Raw genomic sequence first — 26,578 nt, 5'->3', positions numbered from 1 at the left:
CGGTCTCTTTTTATCTATTATTCAGCGAGTTATACACATCCATTGTTAATGCTCATACGGCTGAACGCTGAGCTTTTTCCCTTATATCACAACAAAGTTATTCTTAACATTCCCTTTACAAAAAAACGTGACAATATAATCAATAGCTCACGGTAACCAATACCGTATCACTGTACACGCCAGCAGGTTGATTGCTCTGTGAGGCGTTCACCCGAGCTTTGAAGTTTGTTAGCTGTGCGTTGCCATTTCCCACCAGGCTGACATCTGCTGTTGGCGTCCAGGCGCTACCGTCGGTTTTATAAAGCTGATATTGCAGGTAATAATTTGTCGAATTAATCGTTTGGCTCATTTGCCGCCAACTGCCGTTAAGGGCGTTGATGCTGGAAAGGTTAATGCTGTATGCCGCATTCTGCGTGCAGCGGATCGTTAACTGCCCGCTGACCTCGCTAAAAGCGGCTACCAGAGCCGCTGTGGAGAAGGCGACATCGGGCGCGTCATCAATATAGCAATAGTTAGTCACGTTCATAGTTATAAGAACTTGTGAAGTTAACGTGCCATCGTCCGGTACGCAGATCCCCAGCGCGCCTATCAGGCAATAGTGATATTTCCATTCAATGGTCAAGGTGTCGTTATAGGTTCCCGCAGGGATATTACTTCCTGCTATTGTCTGGAAATAAAGCGGAATGGTTCCGTCACTGGTATTAAATAAGCCTAATAGATCAATCAACGCGTTAATGGTCCAGGGGATTGCACCATCAATTTGATACGACGGGTTACAGCCGGCATCTTTACAAACTCGATAGGGGATCCAGGCGTTGTTAGCGCTGTTATAAAGTCGAGGGATTTTGCCACTTTTATTTGCCGAATCTTTGAGCGTTGCGGTAATGGTGCTGGTTGAAAAAAGCGATAGTATGTTGGTACAGCTAAAGCCTGCACCGGCGCTTACCCCTTGCGGAGTTGCCGCCACATCAAACGATCTCACTGAGCCAAAATTAGGCGAGCTAGGCTTAATCTTGCAATCTGCGTGTATCAAGCCGCTGTAGCCTGAAATAACGAGTAATGAACATAACCAAAGAATCGCTTTCAAAGTCATCTCCGTTCATTCTTAGCCACAGCTTAGTGGGCCGATACGTTGTGGCACCGGCGTAGATTCCGGCAGCGTGAATAAAGCCCGGCATTCGCCGTTAGCCGTGTGAATAACTAATTGGTTTTGCTGGTTTAGATGGGTAAACCACACCAGACCGTCATAACCGACCACGCCAGACTGCTGGCTGGTAAGTTCCTCAACGGCCGTTCCCAGCGGCAAAGGATGACCCGTTTTATCAACCAAAGTTATCGAGGCCGAACGCACGCGTGTAACCGGGAAATCAACCAGCGCACCGCTGGCTTCCCGCACCGCAATGCGTTTCTCGACGACTTTAGCCTCAACGTCGGTTGGCAGCGGCAGAGTGTCGAGGGTCACTTTGCCCGGATACCAGGCGGCGGCCCACGGGATCAGCAGGTGCCCGCTATCGTCGGTAGTGCCGACTTTTCGATTTTCATAATTGACCGCGACGTCCGGATAGCCGGCGGTCGAGACGACGATAAATGAATCGCTGATTCGTCGCGCGAAGAACAGGCTGCTATCCATCATTACCACCGAGCCTGCTGCTTCAAACCAGCCCTGATTATCATGCTGCGAACCGTAATAACCGCCGCTCAAGGTTGAAACATCATTCACCCAGGTCAGATCCGCCTGGCTGTAGCGATCTCCACTGATGGAGTGGGCTAAATTCCAGCCGAAACCGCCTTCCGCAGGGGCGGAACGATTGTAGGCGACGTTTTGCCCCCACTCGCCGGAGCTGGCGCGCTGGCTGCTTAACTGCAGTGAACCGAAACTGTCGAAGGGAATGGTTATCTGCATCATGCTGGAGTAGGTGTCTGCCTGCAAATCGCGGTTGATGCTCAGGTTAAAGCTGCTGTTCCGCCACAGGCTGCGGCTCCAGGAAAAGTTCATCAGCCGGGTGCGGCTGTTGTCCTGGGCCTGGATATCGAAATATCCGAGGCTAAATGCGCCAAGCACTTTTCCCCATGGGCTGAGACTTAATGTCGCCTGGTCTGACTGACGGCTGAGGGTTGTCGTTGAGCGATAGCTGGAGAGATTGGCGAAATTCTCGCTGCGTTGAATATGCTGATAGTTAATCCCCCAGATATTGCCGTAGTACGAATAGCCCGCGGAATACTGGTTGCCCTGCTTATCACTCTGGCTCGCACTGGCAGACAGGCTCAAGGTGCCAATCGTGCCAATAGTGATGTCGCTGCCGATACCGCCGTTGGTTAATCCTTGCCGGTCTTCAGTATGCGTTGACACCGTCAGCCAATTGGTCAAGCCATAGCGATAGATCGCGCTGACGGCGCCGGCACCGTAGTCGGCGTTTTTAGTGCCGTAATTATTACGCAACGCGCCGAGGGTAAAATCGAAATCGCTGAGTCCCTGGCGTAGCAGAGTGTTGGAGACATAAAAAGGCACGCTAGTGGAGACCTGGCGGCCAAGCGCATCGGTTGTGACGATAGTCGCTTCGCCGGCGCCGCTGATGTAGGGTACGTTGGTGAGAGTATAAGGGCCGCCGTTAATTTGCGTTGAGCTGGCTTTGTAGCCGTTGATAAAGAGATCGACACTGGAGGGGACCGCCGCGCTACCGGAAAGATTGAGCAAAGGGTAGGTGATCAGGTCAGGGCGTACCGCAAAGTTACGGCTGAGACGAATACCACCAACACGTACTGAACTACTCCAGGTTAAAGCATTACTTACCACATCCCCCGCCTGGTAGCTGAGCAGACTTTCCGGGTCGCTATATTTCCACAGCGAATCGTAGCGAATATAGCCTTGTTGGCTATCGTCGTGACGAGATGACCAGTTCTGTCTGATCACCGCATTGTTTGAAAACACCCCGGCTGGGCCGAAAAGGCGAAATTCCGTCGAGGTGCTGGTGGTTCGCTCGCCGCCAGAAGAAGCCAGGCTATAGGAATCGTAGTTAAACAACAGCCCAGGGGTACTGATCGCCTGCAGATACTCCTGCTCGCGACTATTACCAATATGCTGCTCCGGCAGCCAATTATCCGGAACGGTTAATTTCAGCATTTGCCCGGGCTGGTCGTAAACGACCTTGACCTCCGCTATCTCTCCTACGTCAACCAGCGTTTTGCCGTCGGGAACAGGGATCCACATCTGCTTGAGTACCGCAGCGGAGATCCAATAACGATCATTAATCACTTTCACCGGCACGGTACCCACAGGCGTGTTGCCGTTGACGGAAATACCGAGATACAGCACGTACTCCTGCTGTGTGCCTGGCGTGGCCGCAGGTGCGGGTAACGAATCATAGGTAGCCGCCCAGGCCGTTGCCGAAGCAATAGCCAGCAGACCACCGGTTCCGATGAGAAGCCTCATGGTTAACGCGCTGCCGGAATTTCCACCGCCTGACTATTATCAGTCAATTTCGCAAACAGGCGCATCCCGGATGCGTTCGCCGCGCGGCCTGATGTCGGGAAACAGACGCGACGTTTAGCCAGCACATACCCCAGTAAACCCTGAGTTTGTTCGACCTGCGGCTTTCCTGCTGATGTTGACCAGTAGACATTACTCAACCTGGCGTGTTGATTCCCGGCATTGTTAATACACAGATTCTGACCGCTAAGCGACCAGCTTAGCGCGGTTCGTATTGGTTCGACGCTGCTTTCCAGCTTCAACGGTTGCGCGCCTTGCCCGTAGATAAACAAAGGCAGTACATAGCGCATGCGCATATTCAGGCCGGCTGAACTCTTGTCAGTCTGTTTTGTCGGCTGCGCCGCGGGAATTTCATCAATCACGATTCGATATGATTTTTCCTGGCCGCTGGCGACCGGAGACACACGCATCAGGCGAATAAGTTGACGTTGTCCTGGCTGAACATTGGCGAACGGGGGGCTGGAGACCACATCGTTTTGATCGGCATAAAGATCTTTAGATTCTTTTTGATCCCAACCGAAAATGCGTAGTTGTAAATTTACCGCCGTCGCGCCGCGGTTTTCCAGCCACAGTTCAGAGCCTTTATCGCTGGCGCTGATGGTTTGAAAAATAGGCCACACCAGCACCGAGCTGGCGCCCCAGGCGTTAAGACTTATTGATGAACCCAGCAAAACAACAATACAACGATGAATCATATTCAACCTGTCTTATTTTAATAGGTCAGCGTGACCGTAACGGTATCAGTGTATGAACCTTGCGCCGGGAAGCCATTCGTGGCAAAAAGGCGGCCATAAACCGTATAAGTTTGTGTCGTGTTGGGGAATGAGGCGACGCTGTAGGCTTGAGCGCCAGTCCCCCAAACGGTAGAGCGGTTAGCATCCTGAAAAAGCTGGTAAGCCAGCGTACTGCCGGTGGCGTTGGACATATAGCGTTGAGCCGCAGAGCCGCCGTTGACGCCATAGTCAAGCGCCAGCGAGATCGCCATCCCCGGCGTACACGCGACAACGATAGAACCCGCGCCAGCGGAGCTGGCGACATCAACATTGCTATAAAGCGATGACATGGAGCCAAAATTTAAGGTGCCAAAATCAGCGCCAGGGGTCCCTGTTCCGTTGCCAAGCAGGCAGCCGGTCGTGATCTGCGCGGTCACTTTGAAGGTTTTCTGCGCACTGTCAGCCCAGACGGCTGTGGTCGAAAAAAAGAATATGAGTAGCCAAATTGTGCGCAACATGACATCCGTTTCTCCACAGCGTTACCAGGTTAATGTTGCAGTGACCACGTCCTGGTAGAAACCCTCAGCAGGGGCGGTTACGCCGCCTTGATCTGCCGGCAACACCCGGGCATAAATCGGGATTTCCTGAGCGCTACCCGTCCCCGTGATACCGATACCGGCACTGGTAAATTCAGCCTGACGGGTGCTATTTGAGTAAAGCCGGTAGGCAATTTGATCGCCGTCGGCGCTTTGCATTTGGCGCAGTCCGGTTGTCCCTACATGCTGACCGTTATTCAATGTCAGCGTTGCGGGAAGGTTATTGCTACAGATGATTGAGACCGCGCTGGCGCCGCCGCTGCCAATCAGATTGCTATCTATGGCGTTAACCAAATCGCTATAGGTGCCGAAATCAATGGTACCCCAGCTGTTTACGCCGCTTGCGCTGGAACCATTGGTGACGGTACAGCCCGAGCCGATAGTCAACTGCACCCCGACCTGACCCGTCAATGTACCTGTGGTTAGCCCTGCTGCAGCGACCCATGGCGCCTGAACGAGAAGCGCTGTTGTGATAAAGATACCAGGCAAAGTGCGCGAAAAAGTGTGGACGTTCATGGTGAACCTCTGGATTGAAAGCCGCTAAGTAAAACCCTGTTTTTGTGAAGATGAGATTAATCCCATTAATCAACATATAATCGCTGTCTGGAAAAATGCTTATTTTTTTATATTTGTCTGTTTTATTGTTATTAATGGTGTTTTGAGCTAGTTTCTTGTTTCTATATGGTTTTAACTTCTTGTTTATGATTGTTTTTCTGTGGTTTGTTCTGAATTTTATGAATAGCAGAAAGAAGGGCTTAGTATAATTTTTGCAATTGTCGTGTTAGCGCATATTTTTGGCGAAATGCCAGGGAAGAAGTTAGTAGGGGGGGAGAGTAAAAAAACAACAGAAAGAAGACACCTGCACGCAACCAGACCCATAGTGCAGGTGAAAGGTGGGTCTACATCGGAAGCCGCTAGTATACATATTTGTATGATAAATAAAATAAGGCAATGATGGAATGCTATACCATTAATGCGGTTTGCGTGTTGAGCGATGGAGTTATTCTGGGGTGATTAACGTTGGATAGAGTGAAGTTTCCAGATAGCTGACCAATACCCATATCTCGTCACTGAAAATAAACCACAGGGCACTGCCTAAAATAAGCAGGATAATCAGTAGCAGGAAAATTTCAGTTTTACTCATGGTGTCAATGGCCAACTTAAACCAATTATCAACAGGCCACGATATTAACCAAAGTATCTGCAAATGAAAACGCCGTTATTTAAAACGGCGAAATTTTTTCGTAATAAGAGATGAATATTTATTTTACGCGTAGCAGATTAGCCACCTGTACGGCCATATCATCCATTAACTGGAAACGGCGGCGATATTCGGCGCGTTTTTTGCTGGCGATACTTTCCAGCGATTTCCTTTCCAGCTTCAGCGGCAAGCGCCAGCGGTAACTATCGTTACGCACACCTTCAATTGATTGCCAGAACTCATCGTAGCTGGCATGGAAGTGCCGACCTTTGCTCAAACGATAGCGCAGAGCGCGGAATACGTGGCCATTATCGCTGACGGCGTAAATAGCCTGAATATTGCTTTGGCCGGCCAACAGCCAGATGAATTCCAGCAGCAGACGTTTGGGGAACAGGCCGTAGCAGGCGCGGGTCGCGTGTTTAATTGCGTCATGAGAGACATTGCGGCGCGGTCCCTGCAGGCCGCCGATGACCAGTTGCCACTCTCCTTGATGGTGAATCACGCTAAACGTAGCGCTGGCTAACAGTTGCTGCTGGCTATCGCGAAGCCAAAGAGTCGTTTCACCTTCTCGTTCGGCTTTGCCGGCTGACGAGGCAAAGAGCGTGAAGGCCGCATCATCTTTAGCGGACAGGGTCAGTAACGGTCGTTCTGACGGCGATATCATGGCCGTTGCCAATCGGTTCTCGCCCAGCGAGTCGACGTACTGATAGTGGCTAATGATAGCCTGGGAACGCTGACGGGCGTTAAGGTCGCGCACTAAATACTGGCGATGTACTTTACCTGGCAGCGTAGCCTGCGCCGCCAGCAGTTGGCGGAAATCACCACGCGCAGAAAGGGTGTCCAGCATCTCGCGGGTCGGCTGATAGAACAGTGCCGTACGCAGAAAAAATTTAAGCCGATAGTTGCGCTTTTGCCAGATAGGCGCGGGCGTGATACGCCCCATTACCAGATCGGCAATCAAATTTGAGCGTTGCTGAAGTGTGCATGATGAATGCAGGCTATTGTCCGTCACGATGTCATACCTCGTCATTATTTGAGCTTTATTTTAAGGATCTCATCGGACAACCTTAATGGCTCGCCAGACTATATTTGCGCCTTGTTTAACGTTGATTGACGTATGAATTTTCAACATCGCTTTCAGTCATATTTTGTATAATTAAGTGAGGGGGTGAAATATGTATCAGCGAGAAGATGGTTGCGCCTGGCGTAATATTTGGCTGGTGGGCGATCTACATGGTTGTTTTGATTTATTAATGTCTCAGTTGCGCAAGCTGAAATTTGACCCTGGGAAGGATCTTCTGATTTCCGTTGGCGATCTGATTGACCGTGGGCCGCAAAGCGTGGAATGTCTGGGTTTGCTTCGTTGCCAGTGGTTCAGAGCAGTGCGCGGTAATCATGAGCAGATGGCCCTGGATGCGCGGGCGAGCGGGGAGATGGCGCTGTGGACGATGAACGGTGGCGACTGGTATCAAACGGCCTCACAAGAACAGAAACGGTTGGCTGATTTGTTGTTTACTCGTTGCTGGAATTTGCCGCTGATCATTGAACTTCGCTGCCAGGATACCACCCACGTGATTGCCCATGCCGACTATCCAGCCAGCGTCTACCGTTGGCAGTTGCCCGTGGCAGAGCATCAGGTACTCTGGAGCCGCCAGCGTTTGACCGATCATCTGGCGGGGCGGCACGGTGAGATCGCCGGGGCCGATCACTTTTGGTTTGGCCATACGCCGCTTAAACATCGTTACGATAGTGATAACCAACACTACATTGATACCGGCGCGGTATTTGGCGGCGAGTTAACGCTGGTGCAACTGCAGTCGGCTGTTTAAAAGTCGCTATATTCCGTCGCTGGACGCCAGAAGCCGTCGATAAAATCTTCTACCGGGAAACAGCCGCCCTGGCGAATTCGCTGATCGTCCATCGCGACGAGGCATTGTCGCTCGCTATTGTAAACATCAACCACGATGTCTTCGCACCCGCCGTCCAGATAGCAAATGAATAATACTAAGGCGAACATCCAGCCCTCATAAGCGAATAAACATAAGGTAAGTGTAGGGGAAGTTAGCGCAGCGGGGGAGGGATATAAATAACCCGTCTCAGACGACGGGTTTATTTGAGTCAGGCAAGGCGCATGACCCAGGCATCGGATTGGCGATCGTAATGTTTACGGTAGAGTACAGAATGTTCGCCATTGAGAATGGCGGGAACGCTGGTCTCGGCATCCCAGGCGTCCAGTTGCATGCATAAGTCAGGATCGGATTTACAAGGAATGCTTAACGTTCGCTCACCCTGTGATTCGCCGTGCAGCTCGGCGTCGTCGATTTCAAACGCGCCGATTCGTACGTTAGTTTTACTCATCATTCACCCCGTTTGTCTGCTGAGTTGTGGTACGACCAGTTAGGCCGTCATTTTTCAGCGTAGACAACGGGGAGTAAATCGCCAGTCAAAAAGTGCGCTTTTTAGCGCGCGGTCACGACTTTCCGGCGAAGAGTTTGCCGTCGCGCACCAGTTCGCGGGGATAACTATTTTTCAGACGTGACCCTACGCGTTTAGCGAGCCCTAATGGCATTCCCTGGAAAGTGACGATGACATCGTCCTGCTGCGGCGGCGCTTCGGGATAGACATCGCGTCCACGGTACCACTCCTCCGCTTCCGTTAAGGTGAGCTCAAAAGGAGCCTCTGGCGTGGCCAGTGAGATCACCGCTTCATGTTGCCAGCGGTAGCCTTTGTTATGTGTTTCAGCGAGACGAATCCCAATGCGAGAAAAACGAACCCTGCCGATTAACGCTTCCAGTTCTTGCGGGAACAGCCAGATTTCTTTATCGCGTTGCCATAAACGAAGATGCTCTGGCCATTGCAGGCCAACAGCATTAGCGGCGGCGGCGACTGCGGCGGCTTCCCGCCCCTTCATCGGTGTGAAGGGGAACTTGCCTACTTTATAGCCAGGCGCAGGCAGCGGATCGATAGAGGCGGTTTTACGCAGGCGGGCAACGAAAAAACCTTCACAATCAAAAATCTGCGGGAATACGTGCAGGAAACCTTCGTCGGTGAGCGCTTCGCGAGCCTGCGGGAAGAGTGAATCCAGCGTCAGGACTTCAACCGCCTGCGGGTAGGTTTGCAGCAGCCAGTTAACCACTTCCTCGTTTTCTTCACGGTTCAGCGTACAGGTGGAGTAGACGAGGGTGCCGCCAGGACGCAGAGCATGAAAGGCGCTGTCAATGAGCTCACGTTGGGTGGCGGCAATCTCCTGATTACTTTCCGGCGACCAGTTTTTCAGCGCGTCGGGATCTTTACGCACCACTCCTTCGCCCGAGCAGGGGGCGTCAAGCAAAATGGCATCAAAGCATTCAGGCAGCGCGGCGCCGAAGACGCGCCCGTCGAAGTGGGTGAGGGCAACGTTATTAATGCCGCAGCGGCTGATATTGGCGTGCAGCACTTTCACCCGGCTGGCAGAAAATTCGTTGGCCAGGATCGCTCCGTGGTTGCCCATCCGGGCGGCTATCTGCGTGGTCTTGGAACCCGGCGCAGCGGCGACGTCCATCACTCGCTCGGGCATTTCACCATCGGCGAACAGCGCCGCCACCGGCAGCATCGAGCTCGCTTCCTGAATATAAAATAGTCCGCTCAGATGCTCGGCGGTGCTGCCCAGCGGTAGTACATCGTCATCATCACGCTCGATCCAGAAACCCTCGGCACACCACGGAACCGGCGTTAACTGCCAGCCGTAAGGGGCGACCAGTTGCAGAAAATCCGCGACCGTTATCTTCAACGTATTGACGCGAATGCTGCGGCGCAGCGGACGCTGGCAGGCGGCGATAAAGTCATCGAAAGAGAGATGCGTTGGCATAGCCGCACGCATTTGAGCGAGGAAGGGTTCCGGAAGATAGACAGCGTTTTGAGCCACGAGCAGCGCACCACAAGAAAAAAGGGTGCGCAGTTTATCATAAACGCCCCGGCGCGGGACACCGGGGCGTTTATGAGGCATTGGGAATTAATTAGGCAGTGCCGTTCCCCAATCGCGCCACTCTTTCGGCTCGCTTTCCAGCAGTAGGAAGTGTTTGCCATCCTGCGCTTTTGGCGCCAGTGGCGTTCCCGGCGGGGTGGCAAAGGCGATACCGCCGCGGATAAACTGGTTAAAGGTACCCGTCTTCACCACTCCGCCAATCAGGCCGAAGTCGAGGCTATAGCCGGAAGCCAGCCAGAACACCGAGTTATTGCGCACTAAGTACTGGTAGCGCTTACTGATACGCAGCTTAACCATTACGCGGTCGGACATCGAGCCCAGCGTCAGCCCGGTCACGGTACCCACTTCCAGGCCGCGGAACAGCACCGGCGTACCAATATCAAGCGAACCGGCTTCCGGCACTTCGACGATAATACTCAGGCCGTCGATGTAGCGCGAATCGGTGATGGTGGTGTCCTGAATCTCGAAGTCGCGGCGCGGCGAACCACGGCCAGGTTCAACGTTGATATATGACTGGAAGATCGTGTCCAGATGTTCAACGCCGGCGGCAGAGATCTGCGGCGTAATCACCGAGAAGCGGGTACCGGCACGGGCAAAGGTGCCGACATATTCCGGATAAAGCACCGCTTTCGCCTGAACTTCATTTTTTGCCGTAATCAACTCCAGCGACTGGATCTGGCCGATGTCGATACCGAGGTAGCGAATCGGCATGCCTGCCGCCATTTTACCGGCATCGAAAGCGTGCAGCGTGATCTGGCCACCCACCGCGCGGGCGGCGGTTTCGGAGGCGTACAGGACACGCTTATTGTTCAAGCGCGCGTTGGCGCTGCTGCCGTTGAGGTTATCAAAGCTGATCGCGCCTTTCAGCGCGCGCGCCAGCGGCGACGCCTGCACGGTTAGCCCATTACCGTCGAGTTTTACCTTCGCGCCGCCTTCGGCCCAGAAGACGCTGTTATTGGTCAGCAGGTGGCGATATTCCGGTTTGATATGCAGATCGATATCGAAAGCATTACTACGAGGTTTCACCGAGATGATCTCACCGACGGCGAATTTGCGATACAACACCACGGAGCCTGCCTGCACATCGGGCAGCGTTTCCGCGGAAAGACTCAGCGTGGTGGTCGGGATTTCACTGAGGCTATTTTCCTGCGCTTTTTCCAGGTTGGCATACAGCGGATAGCGACTCTGCATTTCCCCTTTTTCGCCGGGGATGATGCGGATCCCGCCATCGACCCATTCGCTGGCGCTGGCGCCAAGCACCTGCACGCCATCCAGCCCAACTTTCACATCAAGGCGGCTGTTGACGACAAATTTGCTATCGCCGCGTACCAGATTGCGATACTCCGGCGCAATGGCGACCTGGAAAGTGACACCCTCTGCGGTTAGCTTGCGTTCCAGTACCTGGCCGACTTTAACGCCGTGCAGCATCAGCGGCTGGCCGGCGGAAACGCCATAGCTTTCCGGCGCCGATAAAGTAACGGTGGCGACGTTCGGCTCTTCCAGTAGCGCTTTATCGGCTGGCATCACCATAAAGTGATTGCGCGGCTCGCCGTCACCAGGGACCAGTTCAAAAGTATTGCCGGTGAGTAGGGCGCTAACGCTTGGGTTATCCAGTGAGATTTTCGGCTTCTTCATTTGAATCAGCGTCTTATCCCGAAGCAGGGTGACCACACTCGGGTCGACGGTCATCTCACCGGTAACTTTACCGCCGGGATTGAGATTGAGTTTGGTTAACTGTCCCACTTCCAGCCCCTGGTACATCAGCGGCGTAGAACCTGCTTTCAACCCATCGCCGTCGGGTAGCTCCAACGTCACCAGCACCCCGCGCTGGCTGTGCGCCAGATCTTCGTACAGATTGTACTCGTCGTTTTGCGCCGCCGCTTTGGAGTCGTCAGGCGAGTCAAAGGCGATGGCGCCGTTAACTAACGCGGAGAGGTTTTCCAGCTGGACTTTGGCGCCGCTCAGGCTGACGTCGGCTTTAATCCCGGAGACGTTCCAGAACCGGCTGCCTTTTTTCACCAGATTAGTGAAGCGACGTTCGATTAATACATCAATCGTCACCCCCTGATTGTTGGCGTTGAGCGTGTAGTCATACACCCGGCCAACCGGGATTTTACGGAAATAGACCAGCGATCCGCTGTTCAGCGAACCGAGATCCGGCGCCTGCAGATGAATCATCAGTTCGCCGTTGTTGATGCGGTATTTCGGCTGAGTATCCAGAGCGACGAAATGATCTTCCGGTTCGCCTTTGCCCGGCATCATACCGATATAGTTACCGCCGACCAGCGCATCCAGCCCGGAAACGCCGGCCAGAGAGGCTTTTGGCGTCACCAGCCAGAACTGGGTATCTTTGCGCAGCGCGTCTTTCATATCGCTCTTCACGCTGGCGGAAACTTCAATCTTGCTGAGGTCCTTACTCAAAGAGATATCCTGTACCGTACCAACCTCTACCCCTTGATAGCGGATAGGGGTACGTCCCGGAACAATCCCGTTTGCGGACTGGAAATCGATGGTAATCGTCGTTCCCCGACCTTCAAAGCTGGTCCAGATGAGCCATCCGGCAATCATCAGCGCGATGACCGGCAACAGCCAGAATGGCGAGATACGGCGTTTGGTTTTTATTTTGGCTTCAGTCGGCGAAGCGGGCGTTTCCTGACTCATGAGCGTCCCAAAGTAAGCGGCTGTCCAGCCATTCAACTGCAAGGATAGTTAAAATCACCGCGCCGCCGAAATAGACCGCCGCCGGCCCCATGGTAAAGGCCAGGAGCTGATCGCGGTTTATCAACGACATGGTTAATGAGATAACAAACAGATCCAACATCGACCAGCGGCCGATCCAGGTAATCAGCCGCAGCAGCAGGATACGCGTACGTAGCCCCTGTTCGCACTTGAATTGTATGCTGACCAGCAGGGTAAATAACACTATAACTTTGGTGAATGGTACCAAAATACTGGCGATGAACACTACGCCGGCGATTGCGATGTTGCTGTTGGCGAGTGAAATGATCCCCGAAAGAATCGTATCTTCCTGGCGCGCGCCATTGACGTAGATTATCGAAATCGGCAGCAGGTTGGCCGGCAGCAGGAAAACCAGCGACGCAATCAAAGCCGCCCAACTGCGCTGCAGGCTTTGCGGCCGGCGATGATGCAGTGAGGTATGGCACCGGCGGCAGCGGCCGCGGGAGTCGCGATAACCGGTATAGTGACAGCCGGTGCAAACCTGAAGATTGGTGTCGTAGCGCATGGCCGGACGTTCGGGATAAAAACGCTCCCACAACTCTTCAACGTTCATGTGGATGAGCGTCAGGATGCTGAGTAGGGTCAGCGCGATAAAGGCGATCAGGCCGATGCCGGGCTGCAGGAAAGCATAGTCCTGGACCTTAATGGAGGCGACGCCGATACCGACCAGATAAATGTCCAGCATCACCCACTCTTTCAGTTTGCCGAGCATCAGCAGCACCGGACGTAGGTTCATCCCCAGCACGTTGCCAAGCCAAAGGTAGGCGATGGAGACCACCAGCAGGACGGGCGCAACCACCGCGCAGAAGAGCACCATCGCAGCGGTAATGGGATCGCCCTGGTTGGTCATCTGCCAGATCCCCTGCAGGACGTTGGCGTCAATGCGCACGCCGAGCAGATGCAAACGCAGTAGCGGCTCGCTCCAGGCGAACGGCATCAGCAACATCATTGTAAACGCCATACTGGCGAGCCGGGAAAGGGACCAATCGCGGCCGTCGCGTACCTTCGCATTGCACCGCGGACACCAGGCGCATTGATTTCTTTTCACAACCGGTATGCGGAACAGCATGTCGCACTGCGTACAGCGCTGATAGTGCGCATGCGGCGTTGGCGAACTGACCGAATGAACGGTAATCTTCTTCGTCGGCGTGATTGAGGGTGTTTTTATCAGCATTTATTACGTTCGGGAATGAATGTATCCCACTATATTAACCCAGGAATGAATTCATCTTGAGCCCGAAGGCATTTAATGCTTATTTTAGTAGGCATCTGCAGATGAGATAGTAAGACAACTAAGTGATTAAAAAATGAACAAAACAGAATTCTACGCGGATCTGAACCGCGATTTTCAGGCGCTTATGGCAGGAGAAACCAGTTTTTTGGCAATGATCTCAAATACCAGCGCGTTACTGTTTGAACGCCTGGAAGAGGTCAACTGGGCCGGTTTTTATCTCCTGGAAGGCGATACGCTGGTGCTGGGGCCGTTCCAGGGTAAGCTGGCCTGTGTACGTATTCCGGTCGGCCGCGGCGTGTGCGGTTCCGCCGTGGCGCAGAACCGCGTCCAGCGCGTGGAAGATGTCCATGCGTTTGACGGCCATATCGCCTGTGATGCCGCCAGCAATTCGGAAATCGTCTTTCCGTTGCAGGTGAATAATCAGATTATCGGCGTACTGGATATCGATAGCACGGCGTATTCCCGCTTCACCGCAGAAGACGAACAGGGGCTTGCAGAGCTGGTCTCGCGCCTCGAAACGCTGATTGCGGCGACCGATTATCAAAAAATCTTTGCCCACGTCGCAGGATAATCAACGGATAACGTAGCATTTAGCGATGACGTCATTATAATGACGCCTGTTCATGCCTGCGGCTTGTTGGCTACGTCCGTTGTAATCAGGAAATTTCATGGAAAATCAACCTAAGTTGAATAGCAGTAAAGAAGTAATCGCGTTTCTGGCCGAACGTTTTCCTCAGTGTTTCAGCGCTGAAGGCGAAGCGCGCCCCCTGAAAATCGGTATTTTTCAGGATCTTGTAGAGCGAGTTGGCGGCGAGATGAATCTCAGCAAAACCCAACTGCGCGCTGCCTTACGTCTTTATACTTCGAGCTGGCGTTATCTGTACGGCGTGAAAGCGGGAGCGATTCGCGTCGATCTCGACGGCAACCCGTGCGGTGAACTGGAAGAGCAACACGTTGCTCACGCCCGTCAGCAGCTCGAAGAAGCCAAAGCTCGCGTTCAGGCGCAGCGCGCCAGCCAGCAGGCTAAAAAGCGCGAAGCCGCTGCCGCGGCAGGCCAGCAGGAAGAAGGTGCACGCCGCGAGCGTAAACCGCGTCCTCAGCCGCAGGCTCGCCGTAAAGAAGGTAGTGAACAGCGTAAGCCGCGTCCTGCAGCTGCCAAAGCACCGCGTGAAGAGCAACGTCTTACCCCGGTGTCTGACGTCTCTGTATTGAGCGTCGGTCAGGCTCTGAAGGTGAAAGCAGGCAACAACGCAATGGACGCCACCGTTGTGGAAATCACCAAAGATGGCGTTCGTGTACAGCTGACTTCTGGTATGTCAATGATTGTACGCGCAGAACACCTGGTGTTCTGAAACGGAGGCCGGGCCAGGCATGAACAAACTTTTTAAGCTCACCGCGCTTGCGGGCCTGCTAGCAATATCAGGCCATGCCTTCGCCGTGGACGATATCACCCGAGTCGATCAAATTCCCGTGCTGAAAGAAGAGCCGCAGCACGCGACGGTGAGCGAGCGCGTTACCTCGCGCTTTACCCGCTCCCATTATCGGCAGTTTGATCTCGACAACGCCTTTTCGGCAAAGATTTTCGACCGCTATCTGAATCTGCTGGATTACAGCCATAACGTGCTGTTGGCCAGCGATGTTTCTCAGTTTGCGGCGCAAAAAAATAAAATCGGTGATGAACTGCGCAGCGGCAAACTGGACGTTTTCTACGACCTGTACAACCTCGCGCAGAAGCGTCGCTTTGAGCGTTACCAGTACGCCCTGAAGGTACTGGATCGTCCGATGAATTTTACCGGCAACGACAACTTCAACCTCGATCGCAGCAAGGCGCCGTGGCCGAAGGATGAAGCCGAGCTTAACGCGTTGTGGGACGCCAAGGTGAAGTTCGATGAACTGAGCCTGAAGCTAGCGGGTAAAGACGATAAAGAAATTCGTGAAACCCTGACCCGGCGTTATAAGTTTGCGATTCGTCGCCTGGCCCAAACCAACAGCGAAGACGTCTTCTCGCTGGCGATGACCGCTTTCGCCCGCGAAATCGACCCGCATACCAACTATCTCTCCCCGCGTAACACCGAACAGTTTAATACTGAAATGAGCCTGTCTCTGGAAGGTATTGGCGCGGTGCTGCAGATGGACGACGACTACACGGTGATCAATTCACTGGTTGCCGGCGGCCCGGCGGCGAAGAGCAAAGCGATTAGCGTTGGCGACCGTATCGTCGGCGTTGGTCAGCCGGGTAAGAGCATGGTTGATGTTATCGGCTGGCGGCTGGACGATGTTGTCGCGCTTATCAAAGGGCCGAAGGGCAGCAAAGTTCGCCTGGAGGTTCTGCCGGCTGGCAAAGGGGCGAAAACCCGTATTGTTACTCTGACCCGCGAGCGTATTCGTCTTGAAGATCGCGCGGTTAAGATGTCGGTCAAAACCGTCGGTAAAGAAAAAGTCGGCGTGCTGGATATCCCGGGTTTCTACGTTGGCCTGACTGATGATGTCAAAGTGCAACTGCAGAAGCTGGAAAAACAGAACGTCAGCAGTATCGTCATCGATTTGCGCAGTAACGGCGGTGGGGCGCTGACGGAGGCGGTTTCGCTTTCTGGTCTGTTTATCCCATCCGGCCCGGTAGTACAGGTGCGTGATAACAACGGTAAGGTCCGCGAAGATAGCGATACCGACGGTGTGGTTTACTATAAAGGCCCGCTGGTGGTCTTAGTCGATCGCTTCAGCGCTTCAGCATCGGAAATTTTTGCTGCCGCGATGCAGGACTATGGCCGTGCGCTGATCGTCGGCGAGCAGACCTTCGGTAAAGGCACCGTTCAGCAGTATCGTTCGCTGAACCGTATCTACGATCAGATGCTGCGCCCGGAATGGCCGGCATTAGGTTCCGTGCAGTACACCATCCAGAAGTTCTACCGCATTAACGGCGGCAGCACTCAGCGTAAAGGGGTTACTCCGGACATCATGATGCCAACCGGTAAAGAAGATCGCGATACCGGCGAGCAGTATGAAGATAACGCGCTGCCGTGGGATAGCATCGATCCGGCGACCTACGTGAAGTCCGGCGATATGAAACCGTTCGAACCTGAACTGCTTAAGCGCCATGAAGACCGTATCGCAAAAGATCCGGAATTCCAGTACATCATGAAGGATATTGCGCGCTTTAACGCCATGAAAGATAAGCGCAATATCGTTTCTCTGAACTACGCGCAGCGTGAGAAAGAGAATGAAGAAGATGATGCGATTCGTCTGGCGCGGGTAAACGATCGCCTTAAGCGCGAAGGCAAGCCGCTTCTCAAAAAGATAGACGATCTGCCGAAGGATTATCAGGAGCCGGATCCGTATCTTGATGAAACCGTGCATATCGCGATTGACCTGGCGCAACAGGAAAAAGCGCAGCCTCCGGTAGAACCGCCGGTTAGCAAATAACTCCTCAACGGGCACAGGTGATTGTGCCCGTTTCTTTTTCTGTCCTCATCCGGCTGTCGACTTTATTCAACAAAATTGTCAACACTCGCCTGGGGTGTCAGCGATATGCTACAAAATGTAAAGTTGTGTCTTTCTCGTGACTTAGCGGGGTCTGATCGTTGAAAATTAGTATCTGACCCATACGATATGGGGTATCGCATAGTGCGTTTTGTTAAATCGAGGTAAAAAGAATATTATGATGCGAATCGCGCTTTTCCTGCTGACTAACCTGGCAGTCATGGTGGTGTTTGGCCTGGTGCTTAGCCTGACGGGGATCCAGTCGAGCAGCATGACCGGCCTGCTAATCATGGCGCTGCTGTTTGGTTTTGGCGGCTCGATCGTTTCGCTGTTGATGTCGAAATGGATGGCGCTGAAGTCGGTTGGTGGGGAAGTTATCGAACAGCCGCGTAACGAAACTGAGCGTTGGTTGATGAACACCGTCGCACAGCAGGCGCAGCAGGCAGGCATCGCCATGCCGCAGGTGGCGATTTATCACGCCCCTGACATCAACGCCTTCGCCACCGGCGCGCGCCGCGACGCTTCTCTGGTCGCCGTGAGTACCGGTCTGCTGCAGAATATGAGCCGTGACGAAGCGGAAGCCGTTATCGCTCACGAAATCAGCCATATTGCTAATGGCGACATGGTCACCATGACGCTGATTCAGGGGGTGGTGAACACCTTCGTTATCTTTATTTCCCGCGTTATCGCGCAGATTGCGGCCGGTTTCCTCGGCGGTAACCGTGAAGATGAAGGTGAAAGCAGCAACGGTAACCCGCTTATCTACTTTGCGGTCGCTACCGTACTGGAACTGGTATTCGGTATTCTCGCCAGCATCATCACCATGTGGTTCTCGCGCTATCGTGAATTCCATGCCGATGCAGGTTCCGCCAAACTGGTCGGTCGTGAGAAAATGATTGCTGCATTGCAGCGTTTGAAAACCAGCTATGAACCGCAGGAAGCCAGCAGCATGATGGCGTTCTGTATCAACGGTAAAGCGAAATCGATGAGCGAACTGTTCATGACCCACCCGCCGTTGGACAAACGTATTGAAGCGCTGCGTAGCGGAGAATACCTGAAATAATCTGCCGTGCAGACGCTGAAAATAAAAATCCGCAGCTTTCCGGCTGCGGATTTTTTTTGGCCGCTCGTTATCAGGCGGCGCGCGGTTGAGTTACACGTAGACCGCTGATGGCGGCGGCAATGACCGCCAAGGAACCGGCCAGCAGAAGCGCGGTGTGGGTGCCGCTATTGCCTGCCAGGTTAAACAGCAGGGCGACCAGCGCGGCGCCGCTACTTTGCCCCAGTAAGCGTGCGGTACCCAGCATACCGCTGGCGCCGCCGCTGCGATGGCCTGGCGCAGAGGAGACAATGGTATGGTTGTTTGGCGACTGAAACAGTCCGAAACCTGCGCCGCACAACGCCATCCGCCAGATAATATCGAGATCGGAAGGTGAAGAGGGTAATAGCGCAAGGCCAAACAGGCCGCAGGCCATGATCAGCAGTCCCATTGCCCCCAACAGCCCGGCATGAACCTTTTCGATCAAATAACCCGCCAGAGGGGCCATCACCATGGTCGCCAACGGCCACGGCGTTAACAGTAACCCGGTCTCTACTTCGCTGCGTCCGATAACGGTTTGCAGGAAAAAGGGCAGGGAAACCATCGCCAGCATCTGCGCGCAAAAAGAGCATATCGAGGTGCAGATAGAGAGCGAAAAGATTGGAATGCGCAGTAAATCAACCGGCAGCAGTGGGACCGGCATGCGCAACTGCCGGCGAACAAAGAAGAAGCCGATAATCAGCATAGCAATGACCTCGGCCAATACCAGGTAACCGGATTGCCCCTGGGCAAAGCCGCCGAGCGCCGTGATGAGCAGCCCGAAGGTGAGGGCGTTCATCATCGCGCTCGGCAGATCGAAACGGGTAATCTTGCTGGCGCTGCTGTTGGGCGGTAAAAAGCGCATGGCGAGGAAGATGGAAATAATCCCCAGCGGTACGTTGATTAAAAACAGCCATTGCCAGGAAGCAAGCGAGAGGATAGCGGCGGCAATGGTAGGCCCCGCGGCGGAGGAGACGGCAACGACGAAAGAGTTGATGCCCATTCCGCGACCTAGCTGCCTCTTAGGATAGATAAGACGAATCAGCGCCGTGTTGACGCTCATCAGCGCCGCGCCGCCCAGCCCCTGGGCCACACGCGCCAGCGTTAACATCTCGAGACTTCGGGAGAGGGCGCAAATCAGCGAGGTGATGGTAAACACTACCAGACCAATTTTATAGATTCGTCGATAGCCAACCATATCGCCAAGAAACGAGAGTGGCAGCAGGGCGATGACGATAGCGATTTGATAGGCGTTGACTATCCAGATTGAAGATGCCGGCGAGGCATTCAGGTCGGTGGCGATAGTCGGCAGGGCGACGTTGGCGATAGCGCCGTCGAGTACGGCCATCGTCAGGCCTAATACAATCGTCAGAATGGCGCCGTAACGCTGGGGAACCGGCAGGCCATCCAAAAGTTTTTTTTCCATGTGAAGTTTAAGTCTTAGAGGAAACTATTTTCTGATTAATGATTTTAGCATTGATTATTCAACCATAAGTCGCAGATTTGTAACCAACTCGCAGAACAACGATTGCGACGGTCATAATGTGAATTTATAATAAAAAACAGTTCTGAATTTTATAAAACAGTTACGATGAGGTGAACAATGGCAGCTGCTGATATGGATAAACAGCCAGATTCTGTCTCTTCAGTATTAAAAGTTTTTGGCATCCTGCAGGCTTTGGGCGAAGAGCGTGAGATTGGTATCACCGAATTGTCACAGCGTGTGATGATGTCTAAAAGCACGGTGTATCGTTTTTTACAGACTATGAAGTCACTGGGCTATGTCGCACAGGAAGGCGAGTCTGAGAAATATTCTTTAACGCTGAAGTTGTTCGAGCTTGGCGCGCGGGCGTTGCAGAACGTTGACCTGATCCGCAGCGCGGATATCCAGATGCGTGAAATTTCTCGCCTGACCAAAGAGACGATTCACCTCGGCGCGCTGGATGAAGACAGCATCGTTTACATCCACAAAATTGATTCCATGTACAACCTGCGGATGTATTCGCGTATCGGCCGACGTAATCCGCTGTACAGCACCGCCATTGGCAAAGTGCTGCTGGCGTGGCGCGACCGGGCGGAAGTCGAGCAAATCATGGACGGCGTCGAGTACAAACGTAGCACCGAGCGAACCATTACTGATACCAGCGCGCTATTGAAAGTGCTGGACCAGGTGCGCGAGCAGGGCTATGGCGAAGACAATGAGGAGCAGGAAGAAGGATTACGCTGTATTGCGGTGCCGGTCTTCGATCGCTTCGGCGTGGTGATTGCCGGCCTGAGTATCTCCTTCCCGACGCTGCGTTTCTCTGAAGAACGTTTGCACGAATATGTGGCGATGTTGCACGCTGCGGCGCGTAAGATTTCCGAGCAGATGGGTTATAACCGTTACCCGTTCTGATAGTGAATGATGAGCTACAGCGTAATACCTTACCCTGTAGCTCCTGTAATTTTAACCCTGGTCGATAACCTTGACGCTTTTGCGCAGAATAGGGCAGTTGGTAATACCGATAATACCGCTATCAGAATGAACATATTGTGCGGTGGTGATACCCTGCGCTGTCAGGTATTTGCATTGCAGTCCCAGCCCGCCAGCATTCTGATTGCTGCCAATTAACACGCCATAACCGCTTAATAATACGCCAATCCAGACAATCGCCAGTATGACAATAGAGCGAATGATCAATCGCATTTTTGCCTCGTTATTTGTATGATCCTGCCGTGTATTCTGGCACGAACACTATTTGATACAAGTCTATGATTCCTAAACTTGCCTTTCGTATTACAGTTAGCCGCGGTTTAAGAAGGTCGTGTTATCCTGGCAACATCTGATTATGGTACGGAGTGTGGAGTGAAAAAATTACGCTGGGTTTTGCTGATCGTTGTCATAGCGGGTTGTTTGCTGCTGTGGACTCAGATGCTTAACGTAATGTGCGATCAGGATGTGCAATTTTTCAGCGGTATTTGCGCTATTAACAAGTTCATCCCCTGGTAAGACATTTTTGTGCCGACGGATTTTCTTCTGCCGCGCGGGTGGTAGAATGAACGCCTTCTCTTTGAGGTGGTGAAATGAGTGAGTTACTGAATCCTGGGATTGTAAGTCTGGCGTCTCTGGCGCTTTCCGTTGTACTGCTGTTGGTGGGGCTGCTGTTATGGTTCTTTGTGAATCGCGCCAGTTCACGTAGCAATGAGCAAATCGAACTGCTGCAGTCGCTGCTGGATCAACAAAAGCGGCAAAATGCGCTGCTGCGCCGCCTCTGTGAAGCCAATGCGCCGCACAAAGAAGAGGTTGCTGAACCTTCAGCGGATGAGAAGGAGAAAAACGACGACGATTTCATTCGTCTCGTTGCCGAACGTTAAGTTTGAAGAACAGGTGTGCACATCGCGTGCGCGCCTGTGAGTGCTACAAAATTTTGCTATAACTTATTCTTATGTAATTCCCCATTTCGCGGCCGGTCGTTACCGTTTAATGAATTAAACATCCACGCTCTGTTTCACATATTGAATAATCTTTTGAGCTAATCAAAAAAAGTAATAACGAAACGTTTCTATTGCCTGACGGCAATACTTTGTCATTAATATTTCATTATTAAGGGCTATTTTAGCGGATATTTGTGCTGTAACGAGTTAGGGGTTTAATTAACACTACTACGCGGCGAGTTAAGGCGATTTCCTCTTGTTCTTTAACGTTATTTGCGCATCATTATGCACATGATGCCGCAACGCCCCCTCAAATATGGCAGTTCGTATACGTACGTACCTGGACGAACAGAAGTTGTTGAGCTATGGTAAAAAAGTTGCATTTATCAGGCATACGTTATTGTGTGTTTGGTAACGATGCAAAGATAAGCCAGGCGCGGCAAAGACGCATAAATGTGCAGGCGATCAAATGATTTCCTGATAATTTGTGCGAACGATCGTGACACGTTTAAAAATGGCTTGCCATTATTTACGTTGTGTGTGATAACACGTTTCGGGTTAAACGAGGTACAGTTCTGTTTATGTGTGGCATTTTCAGTAAAGAAGTCCTGAGTAAACACGTTGTCGTTGAATACCGCTTCTCTGCCGAACCTTATATTAGTGCCTCATGCAGTTATGTGTCAGTTTTATCTATGTAAGCACCTGCGGGTGAAGAAAACAGTTTAAGGAATTTTGCAAATGGCAAAGATTAAAGGTCAAGTTAAGTGGTTCAACGAGTCTAAAGGTTTTGGCTTCATTACTCCGGCTGATGGCAGCAAAGACGTGTTCGTACACTTCTCTGCAATCCAGGGTAACGGCTTCAAAACTCTGGCTGAAGGCCAGAACGTTGAGTTCGAAATTCAGGACGGCCAGAAAGGTCCGGCTGCAGTTAACGTAACTGCTATCTGATTCAAGACCACTCATCTTGTAAGAAAGCCTCGCTATAGCGGGGCTTTTTAGCATCTGTTGCAAAGTATTTCCAATATTTCCCCTCCGACGCGCTTTGTTGCAAAACATCACCCTTATTAGCACTGTTTAGCAGTCTGTTTTGCCAATTTTCTGTTAAATCAGGTGGTTGCAAAATAATACTGGAGCTACGGTGCAAAAGAATAAAAGTAAGTCCGCCAGAAATTTTCTCCCTATCCGTTTTGGGTTGCTGTGTGTGGCGATTTTGGGATGTCTTGGATTTCTGCTGGCGAGGGTAGGTTGGCTGCAAATCGTCTCTCCGGATAATCTGGTTAAACAAGAGGATATGCGTTCGCTGCGCGAAGAACCCATCGACGTGATGCGCGGAACCATTAGCGATCGTGAAGGACGCCCGCTGGCGGTGAGCGTGCCGGTAAGCGCTATCTGGATAGATCCGCAGACCATGCTGGAAAAGGGCGGCGTCGGCTATGGTCCGCGCTGGCAGGCAATGGCGGAAGCGTTGCATATCAATCTTATTGACCTCTCTCATCGGGTGCAGTCACATCCGCATGCCCGATTCCTCTATCTCGCGCGTCAGGTTAATCCGGAACAGGCGGAGTGGATCGATAAATTACACCTGCCGGGCGTTTATCTGCGCGATGAATCACGCCGCTTCTATCCCGCCGGGCACGTCGCGGCGAACCTGCTGGGCTTTACCAACGTGGATAATCAGGGGATCGAGGGGGTTGAAAAAAGCTTTAACAAACAGCTCATGGGAACGCCGGGGCGTCGGCTGGTGCGTAAGGACCGCCATGGCCACGTGATCGAGAATATTACCGAGCAGGCCGCTGTGCCGGCGCATAACCTGCAGCTCAGTATCGACGAGCGCCTGCAGACGGTGACGGAAGATGCGTTGGATAATGCCGTACGGTGGAATAAGGCGGAATCCGGCGCGGCGGTATTAATCAAGATTGATACCGGCGAAATCCTGTCGATGGCCAGTTACCCGGACTTCAACCCTAATAACCGCGACAGCGCCCAGCTCGATGATTTTCGAAATCGCGCTATCAGCGATACCTTTGAGCCGGGTTCAACGGTCAAACCGCTGGTGATTATGACCGCGCTGCAGCAGGGGATTGTGCAGCCGGATAGCGTGGTTGATACCCATCCCTTTACCCTTGATGGTCATCGCATTCGCGATGTGGGTTATTATCCTGAGTTGACGCTCACCGGTATTCTGCAAAAATCGAGCGATACCGGAGTTTCGCACCTCTCGCTGGCGATGCCGGTGCAGCATCTGATTGACACTTACAAGGCCTTTGGCTTTGGCGACCCGACCGGGCTTGGCTTGACCGGCGAAAGCTCCGGGTTAATGCCGCATCGCCGTTATTGGGGTGAGCTGGATCGCGCCACCTTCGCCTTTGGCTATGGACTGATGGTAACCCCGCTGCAGCTGGCGCATGTCTATGCGACGATCGGCGGCTACGGCATTGAACGCCCGCTGTCGATAACCCGTATCGATCCGCCGGTTATCGGTACGCGAGTTATGCCGCAGGAGATCGTGCATGAAGTGGAACATATGATGGAGAGCGTGGCGCTGCCGGGCGGGGGCGGGACGAAAGCGGCGGTACGCGATTATCGTATCGCGGTGAAAACCGGCACGGCGAAGAAAATTGGCCCCGACGGGAAATATATCGATAAATACGTCGCCTACACCGCCGGCGTGGCGCCGGCCAGTCAGCCGAAGTTTGCGCTGGTGGTGGTGATAAACGACCCCAGCAACGGTAAATACTACGGCGGGGCGGTATCCGCGCCGGTGTTCAGCCAAATTATGGGCGATGTGTTGCGTCTGGAAAACGTAATGCCCGACGGTATGCCGCAGGGCTCTGAGAATCTTATCGTCATGCATAACCGCGAGGATCCGGCTCCCGCGCTGTAACAGTGGTCTGCGAGGGCGAATAGCGCTACACTTTCGCCCTTTCAGCGCCACCGGAGTTATCATGTCTTATACCTGTCCACTATGCCACGCGCCGCTTAGCCGCAGCGCAAATAGCTATATTTGCCCGCAGCGGCACCAGTTCGATCTGGCAAAGGAAGGGTATGTCAATTTACTGCCGGTGCAGTTCAAACGTTCGCGCGACCCGGGCGATAGCGCTGAGATGATGCAGGCGCGCCGCGCCTTCCTCGATGGCGGATATTATCAGCCGCTGCGTGAGGCGATTTGCAGCTATCTGCGGACTTTCGCGCCGGGCGAGTTGCTGGATATCGGCTGCGGAGAGGGGTATTACACCCATGCTTTCGCCGCCATTGCCGCACGCAGTTTCGGCCTCGATGTCTCAAAATCGGCGATCCGCGCCGCCGCTAAACGTTACCCGCAGGTCGAATTCTGCGTGGCTTCCAGCCAACGGTTGCCTTTTGCCGATCGGTCTCTGGACGCGGTGGTGCGTATTTATGCGCCCTGTAACGCGGACGAATTAGCGCGTGTAGTAAAAGCAGGCGGTTGGGTGATTACCGCCACGCCGGGACCGCGTCATCTGATGGAGCTGAAAGGGCTGATCTACGATGAAGTTCGTTTGCATGAACAGAACCGGGAAGCGATGCCGGGCTTTACGCTGCGTCATGAGCAGCAGTTAGCCTATCCGATGCAGTTGAGCGGCGCGCAGGCGGAAGCGTTACTGCAGATGACGCCGTTTGCCTGGCGAGCGAAACCGGAAGTCCGTGAATCGTTGCGCCAGCAGGAAACCTTTGGCTGCCAGACCGATTTCATGATTCACTGCTGGCAGCACGAGGCGTAAGGGCTACGGCGCGAAATGGCTCCACAGAATCTGCGCGCCGATACCGATTAGCACGATACCGCCGAGAATTTCGGCCCGTTTGCCGAGCAGCGGGCCGATAAAGCGGCCAACCATAATTCCCAGCGTTGACATGGTAAAGGTGGCGCAGCCGATAGCCAGCGCGGTGGCGATAATATTGACCTGCAGGAAAGCAAGCCCCACGCCAACGGCCATCGCGTCAAGACTGGTGGCGAATGCGGTAGTCACCAGCAACCAGAAGCCGTGGCGACGCGGCGCTTCACATTCATCGTTATCGCCGCCGCGAAAACCTTCAATCACCATGCGCCCGCCGAGAAACACCAGCAGCACGAACGCGATCCAGTGGTTCCATTCCAGTACAAACTGGCTGGCCAACATGCCCAGCCCCCAGCCGACCAGCGGCGTCAGGGTTTCGATCGCGCCGAATATAAGACCGGTGCGCAGCGCTTCGGAGAATTTAGGTTTATGCAGGGTGGCGCCTTTACCGATAGAAGCGGCAAACGCGTCCATCGACATACCAAAGGCAAGAAGGATAGTGGCAGAAATATTCATGAGCGTGTCCTGACCGGGGAATATCCATATGACACATCGCTGCCCCCAGTAAACATACGCGGAGCCTGAGCATAACGTACAGCAGTGATGTATCTATGGTCTCGCCTGATTGAACGACCGCTCAACCCGTACGTGCCACGTTTTGCAACGAGTATGTTGACACGTACATTTTCCACCTGCGGAAAATCGGCTACTCCCCAACGACGGGCGCAACCTTAACATATTTTGAGAAGGTAAAACAATCACAGAAAAATAATATTAGCTACAATAAATGATAACGATTTTCATTTAAAATATTAAGTGAAGGATTGGTTAAATAATATAACGAGGTGAGGCGGGTAAATATAGCCATGGCTATATATTCC

The 26,578-nt window shown here is 53.1% G+C and carries 25 protein-coding genes, 2 pseudogenes and 1 riboswitch; of the genes and pseudogenes, 12 read left to right on the top strand and 15 right to left on the bottom strand.

The genetic code is table 11. The annotated features are described in order from the left end of the window. Nucleotides 1-139: 139 nt before the first annotated feature. From AC2CGP_RS04955 to AC2CGP_RS04925, 7 genes are all read right to left on the bottom strand, one after another. The gene (locus AC2CGP_RS04955) at nt 140-1,093 is read right to left on the bottom strand and encodes a Csu type fimbrial protein (RefSeq protein WP_074166497.1); all 954 of its coding nucleotides are present in this window, start codon (nt 1,091-1,093) and stop codon (nt 140-142) included. Nucleotides 1,094-1,105: 12 nt separating this feature from the next. Beyond that, nucleotides 1,106-3,430, bottom strand: a complete 2,325-nt coding sequence (locus AC2CGP_RS04950) for a fimbria/pilus outer membrane usher protein (protein WP_484502289.1) — start codon at nt 3,428-3,430, stop codon at nt 1,106-1,108. A gap of 2 nt (nt 3,431-3,432) precedes the next feature. After that, complete coding sequence (locus AC2CGP_RS04945; protein WP_045365658.1) at nt 3,433-4,182, bottom strand: fimbrial biogenesis chaperone; 750 nt, start codon at nt 4,180-4,182, stop codon at nt 3,433-3,435. Nucleotides 4,183-4,199: 17 nt separating this feature from the next. Beyond that, nucleotides 4,200-4,718 carry a Csu type fimbrial protein gene (locus AC2CGP_RS04940; RefSeq protein ID WP_048228934.1) on the bottom strand — a complete coding sequence of 173 codons (519 nt, stop codon included), beginning with the start codon at nt 4,716-4,718 and terminating at the stop codon, nt 4,200-4,202. Between the two features lie 21 nt (nt 4,719-4,739). After that, complete coding sequence (locus AC2CGP_RS04935) at nt 4,740-5,312, bottom strand: Csu type fimbrial protein (protein ID WP_015705943.1); 573 nt, start codon at nt 5,310-5,312, stop codon at nt 4,740-4,742. A 484-nt stretch (nt 5,313-5,796) separates the two neighbouring features. Then, nucleotides 5,797-5,940, bottom strand: a complete 144-nt coding sequence (locus tag AC2CGP_RS04930; protein ID WP_015366016.1) for an Ecr family regulatory small membrane protein — start codon at nt 5,938-5,940, stop codon at nt 5,797-5,799. 118 nt (nt 5,941-6,058) lie between these two features. Then, the gene (locus tag AC2CGP_RS04925; protein WP_162866925.1) at nt 6,059-7,027 is read right to left on the bottom strand and encodes a VirK/YbjX family protein; all 969 of its coding nucleotides are present in this window, start codon (nt 7,025-7,027) and stop codon (nt 6,059-6,061) included. 145 nt (nt 7,028-7,172) lie between these two features. On the opposite strand from AC2CGP_RS04925, the gene pphA reads away from it, so the two are divergent. After that, nucleotides 7,173-7,826, top strand: coding sequence for a protein-serine/threonine phosphatase (gene pphA / locus AC2CGP_RS04920; RefSeq protein WP_048228929.1), 654 nt, complete (start codon nt 7,173-7,175; stop codon nt 7,824-7,826). On the opposite strand, the gene AC2CGP_RS04915 is transcribed toward pphA, so the two are convergent. The 5 genes from AC2CGP_RS04915 to yebS form a co-directional block, all read right to left on the bottom strand. Continuing rightward, nucleotides 7,823-8,014: a YdfD/YebW family protein gene (locus tag AC2CGP_RS04915; protein ID WP_015366020.1), complete on the bottom strand. Its 192-nt coding sequence runs from the start codon at nt 8,012-8,014 to the stop codon at nt 7,823-7,825. The genes pphA and AC2CGP_RS04915 overlap by 4 nt on opposite strands. Nucleotides 8,015-8,115: 101 nt before the next feature. Beyond that, nucleotides 8,116-8,355 carry a YebV family protein gene (locus AC2CGP_RS04910; protein WP_015705939.1) on the bottom strand — a complete coding sequence of 80 codons (240 nt, stop codon included), beginning with the start codon at nt 8,353-8,355 and terminating at the stop codon, nt 8,116-8,118. Between the two features lie 112 nt (nt 8,356-8,467). Continuing rightward, complete coding sequence (gene rsmF / locus AC2CGP_RS04905; protein WP_072057024.1) at nt 8,468-9,901, bottom strand: 16S rRNA (cytosine(1407)-C(5))-methyltransferase RsmF; 1,434 nt, start codon at nt 9,899-9,901, stop codon at nt 8,468-8,470. Nucleotides 9,902-9,988: 87 nt separating this feature from the next. Then, nucleotides 9,989-12,622: a PqiB family protein gene (locus AC2CGP_RS04900; protein WP_015366023.1), complete on the bottom strand. Its 2,634-nt coding sequence runs from the start codon at nt 12,620-12,622 to the stop codon at nt 9,989-9,991. Then, nucleotides 12,591-13,874 (bottom strand): membrane integrity lipid transport subunit YebS, encoded by a 1,284-nt coding sequence (yebS, locus tag AC2CGP_RS04895; RefSeq protein ID WP_015705937.1) that lies wholly within the window; start codon nt 13,872-13,874, stop codon nt 12,591-12,593. The genes AC2CGP_RS04900 and yebS overlap by 32 nt, the downstream gene beginning before the upstream one ends. Nucleotides 13,875-14,007: 133 nt before the next feature. On the opposite strand from yebS, the pseudogene AC2CGP_RS04890 reads away from it, so the two are divergent. From AC2CGP_RS04890 to htpX, 4 genes and pseudogenes are all read left to right on the top strand, one after another. Next, nucleotides 14,008-14,521: pseudogene (locus tag AC2CGP_RS04890) on the top strand (GAF domain-containing protein). Between the two features lie 81 nt (nt 14,522-14,602). Next, nucleotides 14,603-15,286: an RNA chaperone ProQ gene (proQ, locus tag AC2CGP_RS04885; protein WP_015366026.1), complete on the top strand. Its 684-nt coding sequence runs from the start codon at nt 14,603-14,605 to the stop codon at nt 15,284-15,286. 19 nt (nt 15,287-15,305) lie between these two features. Beyond that, entirely contained in the window at nt 15,306-17,354 is a 2,049-nt protein-coding gene (prc, locus tag AC2CGP_RS04880) for a carboxy terminal-processing peptidase (protein WP_484502288.1), read from the top strand. Nucleotides 17,355-17,589: 235 nt separating this feature from the next. Further along, nucleotides 17,590-18,474: a protease HtpX gene (gene htpX, locus AC2CGP_RS04875; RefSeq protein WP_015366028.1), complete on the top strand. Its 885-nt coding sequence runs from the start codon at nt 17,590-17,592 to the stop codon at nt 18,472-18,474. A gap of 70 nt (nt 18,475-18,544) precedes the next feature. Here the strand turns inward: htpX and AC2CGP_RS04870 are convergent, their stop codons facing one another. Beyond that, nucleotides 18,545-19,915, bottom strand: a complete 1,371-nt coding sequence (locus AC2CGP_RS04870) for an MFS transporter (RefSeq protein WP_015705935.1) — start codon at nt 19,913-19,915, stop codon at nt 18,545-18,547. 177 nt (nt 19,916-20,092) lie between these two features. Between AC2CGP_RS04870 and kdgR the strand changes: the two genes are divergently transcribed. Beyond that, nucleotides 20,093-20,884 (top strand): DNA-binding transcriptional regulator KdgR, encoded by a 792-nt coding sequence (gene kdgR, locus AC2CGP_RS04865; protein ID WP_015366030.1) that lies wholly within the window; start codon nt 20,093-20,095, stop codon nt 20,882-20,884. 51 nt (nt 20,885-20,935) lie between these two features. Here the strand turns inward: kdgR and AC2CGP_RS04860 are convergent, their stop codons facing one another. Continuing rightward, a complete protein-coding gene (locus AC2CGP_RS04860) occupies nt 20,936-21,175 on the bottom strand; it encodes a YobH family protein (protein ID WP_015705933.1) in 240 nt (79 codons plus the stop codon). Nucleotides 21,176-21,334: 159 nt separating this feature from the next. Between AC2CGP_RS04860 and mgrB the strand changes: the two genes are divergently transcribed. The 6 genes and pseudogenes from mgrB to rlmA all read left to right on the top strand — a co-directional run bounded on the left by mgrB (nt 21,335) and on the right by rlmA (nt 25,643). Continuing rightward, on the top strand, nt 21,335-21,478 hold the full coding sequence (gene mgrB, locus AC2CGP_RS04855; RefSeq protein ID WP_015366032.1) for a PhoP/PhoQ regulatory lipoprotein MgrB: 144 nt from the start codon (nt 21,335-21,337) through the stop codon (nt 21,476-21,478). A gap of 74 nt (nt 21,479-21,552) precedes the next feature. Next, nucleotides 21,553-21,843, top strand: a complete 291-nt coding sequence (locus AC2CGP_RS04850; protein WP_015366033.1) for a YebO family protein — start codon at nt 21,553-21,555, stop codon at nt 21,841-21,843. Between the two features lie 641 nt (nt 21,844-22,484). Continuing rightward, nucleotides 22,485-22,629 (top strand): annotated as a pseudogene (locus AC2CGP_RS04845) (DUF2627 domain-containing protein). A gap of 12 nt (nt 22,630-22,641) precedes the next feature. Then, on the top strand, nt 22,642-22,851 hold the full coding sequence (gene cspE / locus AC2CGP_RS04840; protein WP_001062678.1) for a transcription antiterminator/RNA stability regulator CspE: 210 nt from the start codon (nt 22,642-22,644) through the stop codon (nt 22,849-22,851). 190 nt (nt 22,852-23,041) lie between these two features. Next, nucleotides 23,042-24,787: a peptidoglycan glycosyltransferase FtsI gene (gene ftsI, locus AC2CGP_RS04835; RefSeq protein WP_213759640.1), complete on the top strand. Its 1,746-nt coding sequence runs from the start codon at nt 23,042-23,044 to the stop codon at nt 24,785-24,787. A gap of 61 nt (nt 24,788-24,848) precedes the next feature. Next, entirely contained in the window at nt 24,849-25,643 is a 795-nt protein-coding gene (gene rlmA / locus AC2CGP_RS04830; protein WP_142962141.1) for a 23S rRNA (guanine(745)-N(1))-methyltransferase, read from the top strand. A 3-nt stretch (nt 25,644-25,646) separates the two neighbouring features. Here the strand turns inward: rlmA and mntP are convergent, their stop codons facing one another. After that, nucleotides 25,647-26,213 carry a manganese efflux pump MntP gene (gene mntP, locus AC2CGP_RS04825; protein ID WP_142962140.1) on the bottom strand — a complete coding sequence of 189 codons (567 nt, stop codon included), beginning with the start codon at nt 26,211-26,213 and terminating at the stop codon, nt 25,647-25,649. A 107-nt stretch (nt 26,214-26,320) separates the two neighbouring features. Further along, nucleotides 26,321-26,424, bottom strand: a riboswitch (yybP-ykoY riboswitch). Between the last annotated feature and the right edge of the window lie 154 nt (nt 26,425-26,578).

It is taken from the genome of Klebsiella sp. SYXHC3, assembly GCF_057196925.1.
The sequence above is the reverse complement of the archived record's forward strand: the minus strand, read 5'-3'. Positions and strand labels throughout refer to the sequence as shown.

What these genes read in the sequence shown, in the direction of transcription:
- AC2CGP_RS04955 (WP_074166497.1), bottom strand. Translation starts at nt 1,093, where the DNA reads ATGACTTTGAAAGCGATTCTTTGGTTATGTTCATTACTCGTTATTTCA.
- AC2CGP_RS04950 (WP_484502289.1), bottom strand. Translation starts at nt 3,430, where the DNA reads ATGAGGCTTCTCATCGGAACCGGTGGTCTGCTGGCTATTGCTTCGGCA.
- AC2CGP_RS04945 (WP_045365658.1), bottom strand. Translation starts at nt 4,182, where the DNA reads ATGATTCATCGTTGTATTGTTGTTTTGCTGGGTTCATCAATAAGTCTT.
- AC2CGP_RS04940 (WP_048228934.1), bottom strand. Translation starts at nt 4,718, where the DNA reads ATGTTGCGCACAATTTGGCTACTCATATTCTTTTTTTCGACCACAGCC.
- AC2CGP_RS04935 (WP_015705943.1), bottom strand. Translation starts at nt 5,312, where the DNA reads ATGAACGTCCACACTTTTTCGCGCACTTTGCCTGGTATCTTTATCACA.
- AC2CGP_RS04930 (WP_015366016.1), bottom strand. Translation starts at nt 5,940, where the DNA reads ATGAGTAAAACTGAAATTTTCCTGCTACTGATTATCCTGCTTATTTTA.
- AC2CGP_RS04925 (WP_162866925.1), bottom strand. Translation starts at nt 7,027, where the DNA reads ATGACGAGGTATGACATCGTGACGGACAATAGCCTGCATTCATCATGC.
- pphA (WP_048228929.1), top strand. Translation starts at nt 7,173, where the DNA reads ATGTATCAGCGAGAAGATGGTTGCGCCTGGCGTAATATTTGGCTGGTG.
- AC2CGP_RS04915 (WP_015366020.1), bottom strand. Translation starts at nt 8,014, where the DNA reads ATGTTCGCCTTAGTATTATTCATTTGCTATCTGGACGGCGGGTGCGAA.
- AC2CGP_RS04910 (WP_015705939.1), bottom strand. Translation starts at nt 8,355, where the DNA reads ATGAGTAAAACTAACGTACGAATCGGCGCGTTTGAAATCGACGACGCC.
- AC2CGP_RS04900 (WP_015366023.1), bottom strand. Translation starts at nt 12,622, where the DNA reads ATGAGTCAGGAAACGCCCGCTTCGCCGACTGAAGCCAAAATAAAAACC.
- yebS (WP_015705937.1), bottom strand. Translation starts at nt 13,874, where the DNA reads ATGCTGATAAAAACACCCTCAATCACGCCGACGAAGAAGATTACCGTT.
- proQ (WP_015366026.1), top strand. Translation starts at nt 14,603, where the DNA reads ATGGAAAATCAACCTAAGTTGAATAGCAGTAAAGAAGTAATCGCGTTT.
- prc (WP_484502288.1), top strand. Translation starts at nt 15,306, where the DNA reads ATGAACAAACTTTTTAAGCTCACCGCGCTTGCGGGCCTGCTAGCAATA.
- htpX (WP_015366028.1), top strand. Translation starts at nt 17,590, where the DNA reads ATGATGCGAATCGCGCTTTTCCTGCTGACTAACCTGGCAGTCATGGTG.
- AC2CGP_RS04870 (WP_015705935.1), bottom strand. Translation starts at nt 19,915, where the DNA reads ATGGAAAAAAAACTTTTGGATGGCCTGCCGGTTCCCCAGCGTTACGGC.
- kdgR (WP_015366030.1), top strand. Translation starts at nt 20,093, where the DNA reads ATGGCAGCTGCTGATATGGATAAACAGCCAGATTCTGTCTCTTCAGTA.
- AC2CGP_RS04860 (WP_015705933.1), bottom strand. Translation starts at nt 21,175, where the DNA reads ATGCGATTGATCATTCGCTCTATTGTCATACTGGCGATTGTCTGGATT.
- AC2CGP_RS04850 (WP_015366033.1), top strand. Translation starts at nt 21,553, where the DNA reads ATGAGTGAGTTACTGAATCCTGGGATTGTAAGTCTGGCGTCTCTGGCG.
- cspE (WP_001062678.1), top strand. Translation starts at nt 22,642, where the DNA reads ATGGCAAAGATTAAAGGTCAAGTTAAGTGGTTCAACGAGTCTAAAGGT.
- rlmA (WP_142962141.1), top strand. Translation starts at nt 24,849, where the DNA reads ATGTCTTATACCTGTCCACTATGCCACGCGCCGCTTAGCCGCAGCGCA.
- mntP (WP_142962140.1), bottom strand. Translation starts at nt 26,213, where the DNA reads ATGAATATTTCTGCCACTATCCTTCTTGCCTTTGGTATGTCGATGGAC.